The sequence below is a fragment of the Salinisphaera japonica YTM-1 genome (assembly GCF_003788585.1).
Taxonomy (GTDB): Bacteria; Pseudomonadota; Gammaproteobacteria; order Nevskiales; family Salinisphaeraceae; genus Salinisphaera; species Salinisphaera japonica.
In genome coordinates this window covers 15,091-30,265 of sequence record NZ_AYKG01000014.1, presented here as the reverse complement: position 1 = coordinate 30,265, position 15,175 = coordinate 15,091, and the positions used below count along the sequence as shown (strand labels likewise).

Sequence of the window (15,175 nt, the reverse complement as noted above, 5' to 3'; positions counted from 1 at the left end):
GGCTAGATCCGAACAACCCGCGACTACCGCCAGAACGTCGATCAAATAAGCAGCAGGCCCTGCTGGAAGCGATGCTAGAGAACGAGGATGTTCTTGGTATTGCCAAATCAATCGCCTCGCGAGGTTTTTTTCTGCATGAACGAATGATTGTTCGGCAAGAAGGGCGTCTTTATTACGTCGTGGAAGGAAACCGTCGGCTGTCTGCAATGAAGCTTCTAGTGAATCCGGAGTTAGCGCTTACTAAGCGGCAAGTCTCTATGTATCGTCGTCTCTCCGAAGCCGCGAATCTTCAATCCATAGAGAAATTAGATGTAGTTATAGTCGACGATAGACAAACGGCAGCCGGCCTATTGGCAGACTTGCATATCGGCTACGCAAAAAAACCCTGGACGGCGCTTCAACAGGCGAGATTTTACCGCGAACTAGTGGAAGATGGCCTCACAGTTGAAGAAATTTCAGAAGAGACTGGAAAAAGCGCGTCAGAAATGCGCGAATATTTGCGTTCGGAACAGCTCTATCGTGTCGCTTTGACCCTTGATTATCCATCTGACACACGTGCAAAAGTTGAATCCGTCAACTTTCCGCTCACTACACTCGATAGATTTATTGAGTCCAAAACCGCAAGAAGGTCGCTTGGCATTAGCATAGACGAGATTGGCAACCTCGAGGGCACTGTCAACTTGGATCGGTTTCGCGCAGTGTTGAAGCGGGTGACTAGCGATATTGTCACTGAGAAAAATTTTACTCGGCGAGTAAATAAGGACGAAGATTTTCGGACATATTTTGAAGAGATCGAGAGCGATATCGACGTGGCGCAAGAGGCTGGCACATTTTCGTTAGCTACTTTGATCCCTGAAAACAAAGAAGCCAAGCCTTCGGAGGTGCCCGCTTCGCCTTCTCCGGCGCCTCGAAGAAGAAATAGGGTTAATAAGAGCATTGTTCCGCGCGGCTTTTCTTGTACTAGTCGTAGTGATCGAGTGCGCGCTGTGTTTAATGAGCTGAAAGCAATGCCAATTGCTCACAGACGTAACTCGACTGGGGTGATGCTGCGCGTGCTATTAGATATCGGGTTATGGAATTTTTTGGTTGAGCAAAAACTGGATCAGCAGGCCGTGAACCATTTCGATCCGCAATATAAGAAACGAAAAAACAATAACAAAGACTGGACGCCGCCGCTTCGGGATTTAATAAGTTATGTCTGCGAACAGCGATTGCTACCGGGCGTTAACGGTGATGGTTATAAGGCGTTGCGCATGTTGGTTAGTCGCGATAAAACTGACGTTCTCACCATAGATGGCTTCAACCAATTCGCGCATAACCGTTTCGTAACTCCTACTGAATCTGAGCTTCGAGAAGTTTGGTCTAGAGCAACTCCAATGCTTGAGGTCATTCTCAATGATCAACAGCCCAATGAAGAGCAGTAATGGGTAGAGCGTTTAGTCCTCTACGGTATCCTGGTGGGAAAGCTAAGCTATCTGCGTTTTTAGCTAATGCTTTAGAGGCGAATGATTTCGATGATCCAATTTACGTAGAACCCTATGCCGGTGGAGCGGGCGCGGCATTAACACTTTTGTTTTCGGAGCGAGTCCAGTCAATTTTGGTTAACGATGCGGACCCTAGAATATACGCGTTCTGGAAAGCAATAACGGAATATGCTGATAAATTTATAGAATTACTTCAGAATGTGAAGCTGGATGTAGAGGAATGGTATATACAGCGCCAAATTTATTTGGAGCCTGAAATGCACGACCATTTATCCCTCGGGTTCGCGACTTTTTTTCTGAATAGGACCTCAAGGTCCGGAATAATTCATAACTCTGGGCCAATCGGAGGGTATAAGCAGAATGGCGCGTATAAAATCGACGCTCGATTCAATAGGGCCGATCTCGTCAAGCGTATAAGGCACGTGTCTATGTACGCCGATCGAATCGATGTCCAGAATCTCGATGGTTTGGCCTTATTAGAATCTCTAAGGCAACCTAACGGCTATGCACAGGAGCAGTATTTTTTATATTTAGATCCGCCTTACTATATAAAAGGTGGTGAACTTTACCTTAACCAATTTTCCCCGGATCAACACGGGGCGTTAGCGCAATATCTCGAACGTCCTTATCCGCATAAATGGATAATGACTTACGATAATGTCGAAGAAATTGCGCATCTCTACGAAAGCCAGAATCAAATAACATTCGACTTGGCGTATAGCGCATACGAACGGCGTAAGGGGAAAGAAATCCTAATATACCCAGACGGCGTGGTAGTGCCGGACGAAACAGAGCAACTCTTGAGGCGAGCCAGCTAAGGGAACCCACAGCGGAACCCTCGCAATAGAGAACCCTCAGGGACAGACCACGGTTTCTTAACATCGTCGGGCGGTGAATTTAGTTAACCGGCCCATTGCTGGATTAAATACGCAGCGGCGGTTATACAGCGGCTTTGCGTAGGCGAATCTTAAGTATTCGCACTGCTTTTGCTTGCTATAACCCTGCCGACAATAGAGGGCCGACACGTAATGGCCGGTTGTCGTTCCATTTTTTTCTCGACCGGGTACGGCCCGCTTTGGCCTGCACCGGCTGTTAAGCGGCCAGTGCAGGCCCCGCGCGGGCTTAGGCCAGGGCGGTGAGTACGAGTTTGCCGCGGGTGCGACCGGATTCGAGTTGTCGGTGGGCCTTGGTCAGGTTGTCGACGCTGAGCGGGCCGATGACGTTGCCCAGGGTGGTGTGAATACGGCCTTCATCGAGCAGGGTGGCCAGTTCGGCGAGGATTTCGCCGTGGCGTTCGGGGTGGTAGCCGTGCATGGGGCGGGCGAACATGAATTCCCAGCAGAAGGTGGCAGCCTTGGGTTGCAGGGCGTTGATATCCACGGTTTGCTCGGTTTCGGCGATGGCGACAATGCGCCCGAGCGGGCGGATGAGTTCGACCATGTTGTCCCAGTGCACGCCGATATCGTGGCAATTGAAGATGTAGTCGACCGTCTCGTGCCCGGCGGCGCGTAATTCGGGAATCAGGTCATGGTGATTGATGACGGCGTGCGCGCCGAGCGTGCGGCACCAGTCGGCGGTTTCGTCGCGCGAGGCGGTGGCGATGATGGTCAGGCCGGTGAGCTGGCGGGCAAGCTGGATGACGCTGGATCCGACGCCGCCGGCGCCGTTGATGACGAGCAGGGTCTGCTCGCTGTGGGCTGTGTCGTCTTGCGCCAGGCCGAGTTTGTCGAACAGGCCTTCCCAGGCGGTGAGGGAGGTCAATGGCATGGCCGCGGCTTGTTCGTCGTTGAGCGTCTTTGGCGCATGGGCCACGAGGCGGCTATCGACGATTTGTTGTTCGGCGTTGCAACCGGGCCGGTCGACCTCGCCGGCGTAATAGACACGATCGCCGGGCTGGAAATGGGTGACCGCGTCGCCCACGGCCTCGACCCGGCCCACGGCGTCCCAGCCAAGGATGGTGGGCTCGCTGATATTGCCGAGCGCGCCGGCTCGAATCTTGGTATCGACCGGGTTCACGGCCACGGCATCGATGCGCACCTGGAGATCCAGGCGGCCCGGGCTGGCAAGTGGCATATCGGTGTCTTCAAAGACGTTCGGCGCGTCGATATCGCTCGCGCCGCGGGTAGTAATTGCTTTCATGATGAAATCCTTAGGCTGAATACGAAACAGCCGCATGGCTATCGAATGTCGATGCCGGGGCGGCCTTTGATAACTGCCCGAGCGTATCAATCGAGGGGCCATCTGTAGACATGCCTAGGGGCCCTGACCCTCTCGACACGGCACCTGATCGCGCCGGGGTTCCCGTCGGCAAGCGGATCGTTTGATTCGCTGTTTCTGTGCGAACAATCACGGATTCGTGGGCGGGTTACTGTATGAAACACTCGGTGCATTGAATCGGGGTGGGTTGATGATTGGCTGGAACCACCCAGCGTTACTTGGACGATAGCGCTGTGGTACGGGAGGCCTGTCGAACGTGCACCGATCAAACGGCGCAAACGCCAGCGCTAGCGGCTGATCCGCGCCATGTCTATTTCTGACCACACGCTTATTGAACAAGGATGCCTGTTATGTCTGATACCTCTGCGCGCCCGGTCGCGCTCGTAGCCGGTGCGGCCGGCATTATCGGCAATGCGGCGGCCCACGAGCTGAAAGACAACGGTTGGACAGTGCGCGGGTTGGGCCGTCACGTGCTCGGTGATATGGATACCGTCCAGGCTGATCTGACCGATCCCGAGGCGACCCAAGCCGCTCTGGCCGAGGCAGCCGACACCACGCATCTATTCTATGCCGCGCTCAAGCCCGGCGACGATCTCGCCGCTGAGGCCGAGGAGAATGGCCGCATGCTGGCCAATCTGCTCGACGGCCTGGAGCACGTGGGCGCGCCGCTGCAACGGGTGGTCATTTATCAAGGCTTCAAGATCTACGGCATTCATCTCGGTGCCAACGTACGCACCCCGGCCCGCGAGTCCGACCCGCCGCATATGCCGCCGAACATCTACCAGGCCCAGGAAGCACAGTTGGCCGCTCGTGCCGAGCGCGCCGATTGGGATTATGTGGCCTTGCGGCCCGATGTGGTCGTGGGCGATGTCTATGGCAACGCGATGAATATCGCGCTCGTGATCGGTGTGTTTGCCGAGATCTCCCGGGCGCTGCATATACCGCTGCGGTTTCCGGGCACGGACCGGGCCTATGAACAGATGGTGCAAACCACTGATGCCGGTTTACTCGCCCGTGCCAGTCGGTGGGCGGCCGACGAGGCCCCGGCCGGCCAGGCTTACAACGTGACTAACGTGGATACGTTTCGCTGGGCCCGGTTGTTCCCCGACGTGGCCGACCATCTGGGCCTGGAACTTGCCGAGCCGGTGCCGCTGGATCTGGCCACCCACATGGCCGACAAGGCCGAGCTGTGGCGCGAGCTGGCCGACAAGCACGACCTGATCGAGCCTGATCTTGGCAAGTTGGTGGGCTGGGGATTCGGTGATTTCGTGTTCAAGACCGAAACCGACGTCGTCTCCGATACCAACAAGATTTATACGGCCGGATTCACCGAGCGCATGGATTCCAGCGCCTCGTTGCTGGCCGCGATCGACAGTCTCAAGGCGCAACGCATTATTCCGTAGCGCGGGATAAAAACGGGCTGTCTGTTTTGAATCGGCGTTTCGATCTGTTGTTCCAAAATCTGTAAAATTTGGGTTGTGACGTCGTATGCCGATAAAAATATGGTCGGCGAGCATTAATCTTTAGGAGATCAGCATGGCTGGTGGGTTGTTTGGAAAAGCTAAACGGTGGTTCAGCAAGCCGGAGAATCAACAGAAAGCCAAGCGCGCGGCGCGGAAGGCGTATCGGAAGTATAAAAACAAGAACGGGCGTTGACCGCGGCACGTGGTGGTATGCCGGGCCCGCACTCGGCATGTGCAGCCGCGTGACAAAAGAAGAGCACTTGTGGCGTTTTCGCGCTCTATTGGTGAGAGCCAACGCGATGAAACTCGCTCACGGTGTTTTTGACCAGCGAGCGCGGTGGGTGGGATTGAACCCGAGCGTATTGGCATGTAGTGCTTTCGCCCGGACCACAGACGGGTGCGCTTGCTGCGAGCGAGCATCTAGCCGTGTAAGGCCCTTGGCCCTCGATACTTTATGCTGCGCTTTGACTCAAAAGCGTGGGTGTTTGCTATGCGTGGATTGATTGCTATAGCCGGCCTGGTTGGTGCGGCTGTATTTTGCTTGCCCGGCCTGATGACAACCACGGCGCTGGCCGCCGAGTCGTCGGTGACCGAGCTCAAGACCATCGATACGAAGGTCGGCGACGGTGCCAAGGCGACGCCGGGAACGCGTGTGACGGTGGATTACACCGGGTGGCTTTATGATCCGGCGGCCAAGGATCACCACGGGCGAAAGTTTGATAGTTCGCGGGATCGGGGCGAGCCGATCAGCTTTGAATTGGGATTTGGTCGGGTGATTGAGGGCTGGGACCGCGGCATTTCCGGCATGCGCGTTGGCGGCCGGCGCGAGCTGATCATCCCGGCGGACATGGCTTATGGCGCGCAGGGGCAGGGCCAGTCGATCCCGCCGAACGCGCCGCTGATCTTTGATGTGGAACTTGAGGATGTCTTGCAGTAAAGACGGTGCCGGCGATTACTGCATCGGTGCTGCGCCGTCCGGCCGGCCGCCCCTGAACATCTCGGCGCTATAGACAGCTAGATTCCCAGGCACTGACGAGCCTGCCGAGCAGGCAAGCGCGGGATGGGTAGCACGGCGATACAGACCTATCTGAAAATCTGTCTAACTGGTTTAGTATCGGCGCTTCACGTTTTGCCACCGTTACCGGTCGGCCCGCCCTGAAGGAATGTGTTGTATGACCGCTACGATTCACACGGTTGCCGTCGAAAAAGCCAGCGGTGAGCTGGCCCGCGAGCAACAACTGGCCTGGAAACTGGCCGAGTTGGCCACCCGCGCCAAGGATGCGCCGCAGGATGACGAGGCGGTGGCGATGGCCAAGAACCGCATCATCGATAACGCGGCGATCGCACTGGGGGCGGCCAACGAGACGGCGGTGAAAGTGGCACGCGCCGATGCGCTGGCCTCGCAGGGAACAGGCAGCGCGACGATCTGGGGGCTGACGGAAAAATTCGCCCCGGTGCCGGCGGCGTTTGCCAATGCGGTCGCCGTGCGGTTTTTGGATAACGATGACTGCTATTTGGCGGCCGAGTATTCGCACCCGGACGACAATATCTCGCCGATCATCGCGGTGGGCCAGCAGCTGGGCGTAAGCGGGGCGGATATGCTGCGCGGTGTCGTGGTGGCTTACGAGGTGCATGTGGCACTTGTGGGCACGGGCGACGGCACGGGCATCTGTCTGCACAAGCACAAGGTCGATCACATGACCCATATCGCGGCCGGCACGGCGGCGGGGTTGTCGTCGATGCTGGGGCTGACGACCGAGCAGACGTACCACGCGATCAATTTCGCGGTACATAACGCGATTTCCTCGCGCCAGTCGCGCAAGGGCGATATCGGGGCCCAGAAAGAGTTCGTGCCCGGTTTTTCCGCCGAGATTTCAATCAAGGCGGTGCATCACGCCATGCACGGCCTGAAAGGCCCGAACCCGGTCTACGAGGGCGTGGATTCCATCATTCGTCGTTTTCTCAACGGGCGCGACGACGACAGCGCGGTCTACAAGATCGAGCTGGCCGAGCCGGGCGTCGATGCACTTGCCAATATCATGAAGACGTACCCCAAGCAGCACGCCTTCGAATATCAGGGCCAGGCCATCATCGATCTGGCGTTGCAGCTGCGTGACCAGCTGCCGAAGCAGGGCGACGGTATCGATCTGGACCAGATCGAGAAGATCGTGCTTGAGACCAGCCATCACACGCATCATGTGATCGGCACCGATGCCAACGACCCGCAGAAGATCGACCCGGATTCCCCGCGCGGCACGCTCGATCACAGCATCATGTTCGCCATCGCCCGCTGTATTCAGACCGGCGAGTTCCACAAGGACCGTGCCTATCAGATGACGGCGTCCGAGAAAGACGAGCTGCGCGCCTTGATGGCCCGGATCGAAACCCAGTTCGACCAGCGCTGGGAAGATCTCTACCACGACCAGGACCCGAACGTGCAGGCCTACGGCGGGCGCATGATCGTCACCCTGGCCGACGGGACCGAGGTGGCCGACGAGAAAACACGTGCCAACGCGCACCCCGGCGGCGATACGCCGTGGCAACGCGCCGATTACGAGGCCAAGCTGGCCGACTACACGAAGGATCTGGTCAGTGATAACGAGCGGGCCCGCTTCATCGCCGCCGTGAATGACATGGATTCACTGTCTGGCGACGCGCTCGCCGAGATCAATCTGATTGTGGACGCCGGCACGCTCGACACACCGGCGACCCGCGGTATTTATTGACCGCCTCGGGCGGCGCTGAAGCGCGCTTTTCCATAGCCCGATAATCACGGCCCGGACGCCTGCAAGGTGTTCGGGCCTTTGTGTGTGTGACGCCGGCGCCGTAGCACGATGCCGGGGCGCCCGTATGGGAAGACAAGACAACGCCAGGGGGCGTGATCCGATGGGCCGGCGACGACGACGCAGGCAGGCGAGCGGGCTGGACGTCATCGCAGCGATGCCGTGGCCCCCAGGGGTTGCTTTGGCGGTGATTGGCTACGCGCTCGTGCGTTATGGCATCGGTTGGGCCGGCGCCGTCACGGGCAATCCCTATCTGATCGCAATCACGGCCGGGTTCCATGACGCCAGCTTCGCGCCTTTGGCATGGGCGACTCTGGGGCTGTGCTGGCTGGGCGCGCTGTTGGCGTTCGTGCGCCAGCGGTCATCGTCGAAAAGCCGGCGTGGTCCGGTCGAAGCTTGGGCGCAACGACACGGCCCGAAGCACGCGGCACCCACGCTTGACCCGAGCGATCTCCGGCCACCGACGACCGCCGGCCCCGGGCGGGCATTATCCAGCTCGCGCGATTCTCCGGCACCCGTAACCGCCGACAATATCGCCAACTTGAGTTGGCTTCAGTTCGAACATCTGATCGCGGCCAGTTTTCGTGCCAAGGGGTTTGCCGCGGAGGTGACGCCCGACGGGGCCGATGAAGGCGTGGATATCGTCTTGCGCGAGCGGAACAACGTGTTGCTCGTTCAGTGTAAGCACTGGTTATCCAAACCGGTCGGCGTGGCGACCGCGCGCAAACTGCTGGGTACCCTGCATGCCAAGAACGCGCGCAAGGCGGTACTGGCGACCTCCAACCACCTGACACCGCACGCCCGGGTCTTCTGTAACGATAACGCGATCTATGTGATCGACGCTGACACGTTAGTGTCCTTCATCGACGCCGGATCGATGCCCGGGCTGCGCGATATCGATCCGAACCGCCGGTCGCGTTGCCCGTTGTGTGGCTCGGCCATGGTCGAGCGAAACGCGCGCCAACCCGGCCCGTCTTTTTTTGGCTGTTCCCGCTTCCCGGCCTGCAGAGGGCGGCGTTTTACGCTTGGATGAGCCCGGCCGGCGTGCGTAAGGTAGCGTCGCCACGATGCTCTATGCTGGTGGCTGATCCACTCCAAAACCGGTGCCAGACATGCATACGAACAAGCCGAAGCAGCGCTTCGCTGCCCTGGTCACGATCTGTTTACTCGGCCTGGTGGCCACGAGTGCCGCGGCTGCAGACAGCACAGTCGCCGAGCTCAAGACGATTGATACCAAGGTCGGAACCGGCGCCGAAGCCGTATCGGGCGCCGACGTGACCGTGGACTACACCGGCTGGCTCTACGACGCGGATGCCCCGGACAATCACGGCAAGAAGTTCGACAGCTCGCTGGATCGCGGGCAGCCATTCACGTTTGTACTGGGTGCCGGGCGCGTGATCCAGGGCTGGGACAAGGGCGTGCAGGGGATGAAGGTCGGCGGCGAGCGCACGCTGATCATCCCGGCGGACATGGCCTATGGCGCGCAGGGCGCCGGCGCCCGTATTCCGCCCAATGCCCCGCTGATCTTTGACGTGGAGCTGAAAGACGTCGAGCAATAGCGTGTTAAACCGGGCTATCGCTGGCGTGAGTCCGCGTTCGACCGACCGCTGACGCCGGCCGCTGAGAGGCCGTTCAACACGGGCCTCGGGCAGTGACCTAAACGTCGGCAGAATGGTCTGTGTAATACCAGACGGGCTGCCCCATCAGCTCTGGGTCGCGCGAACGTCGTCATCAGCGCCAGCGCGCGGCCCGCATCGGCAGGCTAGCGGCGCTGGGCCCGATTGGCCGTTAGCTGATCGACGGGAAACGATTCGGCCGATCCGGGTTTGCGGGCGAGCCCGTGTTGCGAGGATCGGCAACGATATATGAAGCCCGCCGCCACTCGCTGTATGCCACAGTAGCCGGTCGCCCGATAAGAAGCGCCAGTGCGCAGGATGAAGCTGATGGTGAGCGGTGCACGAGACGGTATTCGATTGGCGGTGGCAGCAGCGGCGGCCTGTGTGGCTTTGTATTTCCCGCAGCCGCTGGTGGCACGCATCCAGGCTGATTTTGATGTGGCAGCCGTCTGGGCGGCCATGCCGATGACGTTCGCTTTTATCGTGCTGACCTCCGGGCCGGTGTTGTTCTCCCGCTTCATCACGCTCGAGCGCGCGCTGCGCATGATTGTGGTCATCGAGCTGATATTGGCGGTGCTGTTCGCCGTGCAGGCATTTACCCAGTCGCCGGCGGCGTACTTCGTGCTACGGGCGATGCAGGTGCTGTTGTTGCCCCTGCTCATACCGGCCATCATCACCAGTGCGTCGAATCTGGCGGCCTCGAACAGTCGGGCACGGGATCTGGCGCTGTACACGGCGGGCACGATCGTGGGCGGCGTGGCCGGGCGGCTGTTCGCGCTGGCCTCGGCCGGCTGGGCGCACTGGCAGCTGGGCGGGCTGGCCGCGACTGCCGCGCTGGTGGTGTCGGCCGTGATCCTGCGCCATCCGCCGGCGTTGACGAACGTGGCCCGCGGGCCGGCCGCCACCGATGCCACGAGCGCGCCCGTGGCCGAGACGGATCAATCCTGGCGAGCGCCGGTGAGCCTGGCGTTTCCGGGGTTGGCGCTGGCCTTTGCCACGCTCACCGCGATTCTCACGGTGCTGCCGCTGGAGATCGGTTACGGCGGGGGCGGCACGCGCACGCTCATGTTGGTTTATGCCGGCTACGGCGCGGGTATCGTGACTTCGTTGGGCGCGCCGGCGGCCACCCGCTGGGCCGGCGGTCTGGCCAACGCCACGCCCATCGCCGCGCTGGTTTTCGTGCTGGGCCTGGTCGGCGTGATCGGCGGCGGCGCCGTGGCGCTGGCGGTGGGCGTGGTGGCCATGTGTGCGGCCATGGTCTTTCAACAGGCCACGCAGATCGTGTTGCTCAACGATTATTTCTCGCGCCGCCAGTCGGCCACGGTGAGTGCAGTGTTCGTGGCCGCGGTGTTTGCCGGCGGCATCGTGGGGTCGAGCCTGTTGGTCGGGCTCTATGAGTGGCTGGGCTGGCTCGCGGTCTGTGGCGTGTGCGGGGTGTGTTCGGTGGTCGGCGGTGTCTGCATGGCGATTGCCGCGCGCTGGCCGTCCGGGCGCCAGACCGCCCGGACGATGTGCTGACGCCCTGGTAGCTACGCCGTCTTTTCAGACGCCGCGGCTTCATCATCGGTACGGGCCAGTCGGGCCACGCGGCTGATGGTCAGGCCCTGTACGCCGATGGAAAAGATCACGGCGATATAGGTCATGTTGACGATCAGGTTGCGGGCATCGCTTTCAGGCAGTGACAAGGCCAGGGCCACGGAGATGCCACCGCGCAGGCCGCCCCAGGTGAGAATCTTGATCGCGTGCGGGGTGAAGCTGCGGCGCGTGCGCAGGATCGTGATCGGCACGCTCACGGCAACAAAACGGGCCACCAGGATGATCGGAATAGCCGCCAGGCCGGCGATGATCGCGTTGGTCGAAAAACTGATGTGCAGCACTTCCAGGCCGATGAGTACGAACAACACGGCGTTCAGAATCTCGTCGATCAGCTCCCAGAACGTATCCACGCGGTCGCGGGTGTGCTCGGACATGGCCTTGTCGCGGCCGTGATGCCCCACGAGCAGGCCGGCGGTGATGATCGCCAGCGGGCCCGAGACATGCAGCGCCGAGGCCATGGCATAGCCGCCGATGACCATCGCCAGCGTGATGAGAACCTCGGTCTTGTAGTCGTCGATACCGCGTAGCAGCACGAAGCCAGCCAGGCCCACCACCAGCCCGAAGCCGATACCGCCGATGGCCTCGGCCGAGAACAGCTGGATCAGATAACCCGGCTCCAGGCTGGCGGCGATGTTCGGATCGGCGACTTCCGACAGCGCCACGAACAGCACGATCGCGATCGCGTCGTTGAACAGCGACTCGCCCGTGAACTGGATCTCCAGCGTCTTGGGCACGCCGGCCCGCCGCAGGATCGCCAGCACCGCCACGGGATCAGTCGGCGATATGATCGCGCCGAACAGATACGCATAGATCGGGGCGATGCCAAGATCAAGCGCGATGAACACGCCCCAGGTCAGCGTGCCGACAATGATCGTAGACAGCCCCAGGCCCAGTGTTGCCAGCAGGCCGACGACCAGGCGCTCGCTGAACAGTTTCTTGGCCTCGACCTGCATGGCCCCGGCAAACAGCAGCGCGCCCAGCATGCCGTCGAGCAGGGTGCGATTGAACTCCACCGCGTTGACGAGATCGCCGGCGGGGCCGGCCACATCGGCCCCGAACGGCACGGCCGCCAGTGCCAGCAACGAGAACACCAGCGCCAGCAGCATCACGCCGACGGTTGAAGGCAGACCGATCAAGCGTCGGTTGAGCCAGGCGAAAAGCGCGGTCAGCGTAAGTAGCAGGCCGGTGAGTTCAAATACGTTCATTTATCGATCCCGCAGGGATACGCATGGCTGCCCAGTGTAGCGCCCGGCAACAAAAAAACGGCCCTGTCGATTCGACAGGGCCGCAGGGGGCGTATCCGTCGCGCGGTTCCGGGGGGGCGGATCTAGCCCATCAATTCGACGCGCAGATCGGCCGGAATCGCATCGCTGACCTTGTCCACGATGTTGGCATCAAGCTCGCGACGCAGCAGCGCATAGACCGCGCGCGATAGGGTCATGGCCGTGGCGGTATCCAGATTATCGCTGGTCGCGGCGACCGAAGCCGCCCAGTCACGGCTTGTACGCTCGAGGTGCGGTGTCTTGGCGGGCACGTAGTTTTCGTAATAGATACCACGTACCAGCAGGGGGAGCTGGTCGCCCAGATTGGTCGCCAGATCGACCGGCATGGTGTCGCGCAGGGTCACCAGTACGCCGCGCAGGCCAGCCAGGGCGAACGTTTTATCGCTCTGGCCGGTGTCTTCCATCAGGGCGTTGAGCCAGCGATTGGTTTCCTGAACCGTGCGATCGATGATCGGCAAGCCTTGGTCGGACATAACATCCGTTGTCGTTGAAGAACCATTGCCGACAATGTGGTGGGCCAGGCCGAGGCCTGCAATACGCGCCATTACGGAGTTGGGGCAATGACGACCGCCCGACGCGATCATCGATCGATCCGGGCGGTCCGCTGCCGCGGCGTTGGCCGATGAGGGGCCGATGAGGGGCCGATCAGCCCGGCGTCGGGGCATCCTCGGCGATCAGGCCCTGTTGTTTCATCTCCTGCCAGAACGCGGCCGGTATGGCCTGTGTCATCGAGGCATGGTTGGCCCGGGCCTGCTCGGCGTTGCGCGCGCCGGGGATGGTCGCGGCGACGATATCGGGGGCCGTGGTGAACTGCAGGGCCGCGGTGCGCAGATCGGTGCCGTGTTTGTTGGCGAGCTTGTCCATCCGGGCCCGCTTGTCGGCAAAGCCGGCAGGCACATCGCCGCCATAGAGCCAGCGCTCGGTGCCGGCCAGATAGCCGGCGCCGAGCGGGGCGCCGATGATCAGGGCGACATCGTTGGCGCGTGCCTTGGGAAAGAGCTTGGCCAGGGCCTCTTTGTGATCGAGCAGGTTATAGCGCGTGGCCTGCAGCATGATGTCCGGATCGGCGGCGTCCATGGCCTCGAGACAGGTCTCGAGGTTGTTCACGCCCATGCCCCAGCCGCCGATGATGCCTTCCTCGCGCATGCGGGTAAGCTCGGGCATCGCGCCTTTCTTGGCGATTTCCAGCTGCTCGCGCCAGTCCTTGCCCAGCATCGGCTCGGTGATGTCGTGAATGGTCACGAGATCGATCTTGCCCACGCCCAGACGCTGCAGGCTGTCCTCGACCGAGCGCCGCGTGCCGGCGGCGGTGAAATCGAACTGATAAGAGAAGTTCAGATCGCCTTTCCAGATGCCCGGATTCGGCGGGTTGGCGTCGGCTTTAAGCAGACGTCCGGTCTTGGTCGCCAGGACATAGTCCTCGGGGTTCTTGTCGTCCAGGAAATGCCCCAGACGACGCTCGGACAGGCCAAAGCCATAGAACGGCGCGGTATCGAACAGACGCGTGCCCACGGCCCAGGCCGCTTCGAGCATGGCCTGGGCCTGATCATCCGGGGTGACCTCGAAGATATTGCCGAGCTGGGTGCCGCCGACGCCGTATTTGTATTTCGGCGGGAACAGCTTGGAGGCCAGCGGCGGGTTGTCCGGCAGGGCGCTGGGCAGGGCCTGGCTCGGCGTTTCGCAGGCCATGTTGTTGGCCGGCGTGCTGTTGCTTTCGGCGGCGAATACACGCGCGCTGACCAGGCCGGCCACGGAAGCAGCCGCGCCACTCAGGATTTGTCGACGAGTTGCCATAAATCTTGTTACCTAGAGGTTATTGTCTTCTACGTTGCCATAGTTACGAGCAATAATCAGGTTGCGGGCCCGGGCCATGATGCCGGTTCAGGCCGAGCGGTGATGCGGCCGTGCTGCCGGTCAGCGGCCGACAGCTGCTTTCAGTTGCCCGGTGATATAGGCGAAGGTGCGGTTGTAGCTGGCTTTTTCGGCCGCGCTTAAAAACCCTTGTTCTCGGATCAGCCGTTGGGCGCTTGTCCACACCGCGCCCAGCTGTTTGCGCAGCGCGGCTTCTCGCGTCTTGGAAAGTGCCTGGGCATCGGCGACGCTGTCGATATCGCGCGTGAGCGTTTTGATGCGGCGCTGTAACGCTTGGGCATCGGCGTGGTTCACGCGATACTGGCCGTTATCCAGGTGAACCTCGAAGCCGCTGCCGCGTACCAGGCGAATCAGGGCATCGGCGGCGGTGTATTGGCCGTCCAGCGCGTTGGCCTGGGTGCTGCCCAGCGCGCCGGTATTGACCGCCACCGGGCAGCCGCTGGTGTGGGCAAACTGTTGCAGTGCTTGGTCCAGGCGCTGCTCAGGATAGTCGTAAGTGGCCGTGCCCGGCGTGCACGCCGCCAGAACAGAGGCAGGGGCCGCCAGCATGAGCAGGCCGGTAGCAACAAAGTACGAAACACGCATGACAACACCCCGATACGGCCAGTAGTGGCCCGGAAATACACAATCAATATACGCCGGGTTAGCTGGCCGCTGCCTGATCGCGAGCCGGGCACCAGGCTGCATCGAATACGCCACGCGGATAGTAGAGCGCGGGCCATCAACGAGCAGGGCATGGGAGCGTCGTATGCGCGTCATGATTGATACGGATTGACGCCGCGGCACTGTCGTTCGATAAATACGTCAACGATCGTGCGCTGTAATGTCCTCGCCACGAACGCTATCGCCGCAGCGTGTTTG

At 60.7% G+C, this 15,175-nt stretch carries 13 protein-coding genes; 8 read left to right on the top strand and 5 right to left on the bottom strand.

The annotated features are described in order from the left end of the window. Positions 1–71: 71 nt before the first annotated feature. Together SAJA_RS05980 and SAJA_RS05975 are read left to right on the top strand one after the other, a co-directional pair. Positions 72–1,424, top strand: a complete 1,353-nt coding sequence (locus tag SAJA_RS05980) for a hypothetical protein (protein ID WP_123657755.1) — start codon at positions 72–74, stop codon at positions 1,422–1,424. Then, complete coding sequence (locus SAJA_RS05975) at positions 1,424–2,302, top strand: DNA adenine methylase (RefSeq protein ID WP_123657754.1); 879 nt, start codon at positions 1,424–1,426, stop codon at positions 2,300–2,302. The genes SAJA_RS05980 and SAJA_RS05975 overlap by 1 nt, the downstream gene beginning before the upstream one ends. Positions 2,303–2,606: 304 nt before the next feature. On the opposite strand, the gene SAJA_RS05970 is transcribed toward SAJA_RS05975, so the two are convergent. Then, positions 2,607–3,623: a zinc-binding alcohol dehydrogenase family protein gene (locus SAJA_RS05970; RefSeq protein WP_123657753.1), complete on the bottom strand. Its 1,017-nt coding sequence runs from the start codon at positions 3,621–3,623 to the stop codon at positions 2,607–2,609. A 428-nt stretch (positions 3,624–4,051) separates the two neighbouring features. On the opposite strand from SAJA_RS05970, the gene SAJA_RS05965 reads away from it, so the two are divergent. The 6 genes from SAJA_RS05965 to SAJA_RS05940 all read left to right on the top strand — a co-directional run bounded on the left by SAJA_RS05965 (position 4,052) and on the right by SAJA_RS05940 (position 11,081). After that, the gene (locus SAJA_RS05965) at positions 4,052–5,104 is read left to right on the top strand and encodes an NAD-dependent epimerase/dehydratase family protein (protein WP_123657752.1); all 1,053 of its coding nucleotides are present in this window, start codon (positions 4,052–4,054) and stop codon (positions 5,102–5,104) included. A gap of 613 nt (positions 5,105–5,717) precedes the next feature. Continuing rightward, complete coding sequence (locus SAJA_RS05960) at positions 5,718–6,101, top strand: FKBP-type peptidyl-prolyl cis-trans isomerase (RefSeq protein WP_342777538.1); 384 nt, start codon at positions 5,718–5,720, stop codon at positions 6,099–6,101. A gap of 235 nt (positions 6,102–6,336) precedes the next feature. Beyond that, a complete protein-coding gene (locus SAJA_RS05955) occupies positions 6,337–7,890 on the top strand; it encodes an MmgE/PrpD family protein (protein WP_184999770.1) in 1,554 nt (517 codons plus the stop codon). 214 nt (positions 7,891–8,104) lie between these two features. Continuing rightward, positions 8,105–8,980, top strand: coding sequence for a restriction endonuclease (locus SAJA_RS05950; protein WP_221180142.1), 876 nt, complete (start codon positions 8,105–8,107; stop codon positions 8,978–8,980). A 79-nt stretch (positions 8,981–9,059) separates the two neighbouring features. Further along, positions 9,060–9,506, top strand: coding sequence for an FKBP-type peptidyl-prolyl cis-trans isomerase (locus tag SAJA_RS05945; protein WP_123657750.1), 447 nt, complete (start codon positions 9,060–9,062; stop codon positions 9,504–9,506). 387 nt (positions 9,507–9,893) lie between these two features. Then, positions 9,894–11,081, top strand: coding sequence for an MFS transporter (locus SAJA_RS05940; RefSeq protein WP_123657749.1), 1,188 nt, complete (start codon positions 9,894–9,896; stop codon positions 11,079–11,081). An 11-nt stretch (positions 11,082–11,092) separates the two neighbouring features. Here the strand turns inward: SAJA_RS05940 and SAJA_RS05935 are convergent, their stop codons facing one another. The 4 genes from SAJA_RS05935 to SAJA_RS05920 form a co-directional block, all read right to left on the bottom strand. Further along, positions 11,093–12,364 (bottom strand): cation:proton antiporter, encoded by a 1,272-nt coding sequence (locus SAJA_RS05935; protein ID WP_123657748.1) that lies wholly within the window; start codon positions 12,362–12,364, stop codon positions 11,093–11,095. A 122-nt stretch (positions 12,365–12,486) separates the two neighbouring features. Continuing rightward, positions 12,487–12,915 carry a DUF2267 domain-containing protein gene (locus tag SAJA_RS05930; RefSeq protein ID WP_184999768.1) on the bottom strand — a complete coding sequence of 143 codons (429 nt, stop codon included), beginning with the start codon at positions 12,913–12,915 and terminating at the stop codon, positions 12,487–12,489. Between the two features lie 172 nt (positions 12,916–13,087). Beyond that, positions 13,088–14,236 carry an aldo/keto reductase gene (locus tag SAJA_RS05925; protein WP_123657746.1) on the bottom strand — a complete coding sequence of 383 codons (1,149 nt, stop codon included), beginning with the start codon at positions 14,234–14,236 and terminating at the stop codon, positions 13,088–13,090. Between the two features lie 120 nt (positions 14,237–14,356). Continuing rightward, the gene (locus tag SAJA_RS05920; protein ID WP_123657745.1) at positions 14,357–14,899 is read right to left on the bottom strand and encodes a hypothetical protein; all 543 of its coding nucleotides are present in this window, start codon (positions 14,897–14,899) and stop codon (positions 14,357–14,359) included. Between the last annotated feature and the right edge of the window lie 276 nt (positions 14,900–15,175).

Excerpts from the sequence above, each read along its gene's own strand:
- SAJA_RS05980 (WP_123657755.1), top strand. The coding sequence starts at position 72 with ATGCTAGAGAACGAGGATGTTCTTGGTATTGCCAAATCAATCGCCTCG.
- SAJA_RS05975 (WP_123657754.1), top strand. The coding sequence starts at position 1,424 with ATGGGTAGAGCGTTTAGTCCTCTACGGTATCCTGGTGGGAAAGCTAAG.
- SAJA_RS05970 (WP_123657753.1), bottom strand. The coding sequence starts at position 3,623 with ATGAAAGCAATTACTACCCGCGGCGCGAGCGATATCGACGCGCCGAAC.
- SAJA_RS05965 (WP_123657752.1), top strand. The coding sequence starts at position 4,052 with ATGTCTGATACCTCTGCGCGCCCGGTCGCGCTCGTAGCCGGTGCGGCC.
- SAJA_RS05960 (WP_342777538.1), top strand. The coding sequence starts at position 5,718 with ATGACAACCACGGCGCTGGCCGCCGAGTCGTCGGTGACCGAGCTCAAG.
- SAJA_RS05955 (WP_184999770.1), top strand. The coding sequence starts at position 6,337 with ATGACCGCTACGATTCACACGGTTGCCGTCGAAAAAGCCAGCGGTGAG.
- SAJA_RS05950 (WP_221180142.1), top strand. The coding sequence starts at position 8,105 with ATGCCGTGGCCCCCAGGGGTTGCTTTGGCGGTGATTGGCTACGCGCTC.
- SAJA_RS05945 (WP_123657750.1), top strand. The coding sequence starts at position 9,060 with ATGCATACGAACAAGCCGAAGCAGCGCTTCGCTGCCCTGGTCACGATC.
- SAJA_RS05935 (WP_123657748.1), bottom strand. The coding sequence starts at position 12,364 with ATGAACGTATTTGAACTCACCGGCCTGCTACTTACGCTGACCGCGCTT.
- SAJA_RS05930 (WP_184999768.1), bottom strand. The coding sequence starts at position 12,915 with ATGTCCGACCAAGGCTTGCCGATCATCGATCGCACGGTTCAGGAAACC.
- SAJA_RS05925 (WP_123657746.1), bottom strand. The coding sequence starts at position 14,236 with ATGGCAACTCGTCGACAAATCCTGAGTGGCGCGGCTGCTTCCGTGGCC.
- SAJA_RS05920 (WP_123657745.1), bottom strand. The coding sequence starts at position 14,899 with ATGCGTGTTTCGTACTTTGTTGCTACCGGCCTGCTCATGCTGGCGGCC.